The 1,401-nt window shown below is 51.8% G+C and carries 1 protein-coding gene; it reads right to left on the reverse strand.

Annotation, left to right across the window (positions count from 1 at the left end; all coding sequences use genetic code 11):
* Nucleotides 1-8 precede the first annotated feature (8 nt).
* The coding region (gene glmS / locus CW742_RS13115) for a glutamine--fructose-6-phosphate transaminase (isomerizing) (protein ID WP_292421096.1) at nucleotides 9-1,401 on the reverse strand (1,393 nt) is incomplete at its 5' end.

Consider the following 1,401-nt stretch of genomic DNA (forward strand, 5'->3'; position numbering starts at 1 on the left):
GTATTCAATCATTCTACCGTCACGCTCTTTGCAAGATTTCGTGGTTTGTCGACATCGCACCCCAGCGAGACAGCGGTATGATAGGCAATGAGCTGAAGGACCACAAGAGAGGTCAGAAGCTGGACGAAAAGGTGTGTTTTCGGCACCCCGATGAAGATATCGACAATATCCTGTAGTTCGGAATCGGTTTCGCATCCGATGGCAATGACCGGTGCACCACGGGCTTTCATCTCCTTGATATTGGAGACCATAACTCCGTATGTCTCACCGGGCATACATATGGCAATAACCGGTGTTTCTTGAGAGAGGAGTGCAAACGGACCGTGCTTCAGTTCGCCGGCAGCATACCCCTCTGCATGGATGTAGGAGATCTCCTTCATTTTCAGCGCCCCCTCAAGGCCGATCGGATAAAAAGGCCCCCTCCCGACATAAAAGATACTCTTTGCCTTGTTGCATAACCGGACAGAAGCGCTCAAATCCATGAGGAGGATCTCTTCGATTGCCTTATGGGCCTCATGGAGTATTTCGTCGCATTTTTGCCCGCAGAGACAATTGATCACCTGCATGAGCACTGCCAGCTGGGCTACAAAGGATTTCGTTGCAGCAACGCTGATCTCGGGGCCTGCCTGCATGAAGATAGTTGTATCAGCGGTTCGGCTGATCGTGCTTCCGAGAACATTCGTTATCGCAAGGGTTCTGCAGTTTCGGGCTTTAGCCTGGCGCAGTGCGGTGAGTGTGTCGGCAGTCTCCCCGGACTGGGTTATGCCGATTACAAGGCCCTCAACCGGTGGGGGAAAATACCTGAATTCAGAAGAGTATTCCATCCGCACCGGGACGCCGCAGGAAGATTCGAGAAGGTACTTGAAGACCTGTCCGGCATGGAACGAGGATCCGCATGCCACAACCGTGACTGCCGTCGGGGCTCTCAAGCCTTTCTGCAGGCTCTCCGGGTCAAGAGAGCGGATAGTATTTAAGAACGCCAGGGGGTGTTCGTAGATCTCCTTGAGCATGAAATGGGCGTATCCCCCTTTCTTCACATCTTCAAGCGTCCAGTCAATTAGTTCGATGGGCCGGGAGACTGCAGTGCGATTATTGAATACCTCAACACTTGTCCGGGTAATCGATGCTACATCGCCATCTTCAAGGAACATTGCACGTTCTGTATGCTCAAGGACCGGGGTCATATCGGAAGCAGCAAAATTCTCACCATCGCCAATCCCGATAACAAGCGGACTTGCATTTCGTGCCGCCACCAGTTGCTCGATACCCTGTTTCATGACTAGGAGTGCATACGATCCGATCAGACGGGGAATAACACCCTGCACGGCCTTCACCAAATCGGGTTTTTTCAAATACTCCTCCTCAATAAGGTGAACAACAACCTCGGTATCAGTGTCTGAT

It is taken from the genome of Methanoregula sp., from assembly GCF_002835825.1.
Classification (GTDB): Archaea; Halobacteriota; Methanomicrobia; order Methanomicrobiales; family Methanospirillaceae; genus Methanoregula.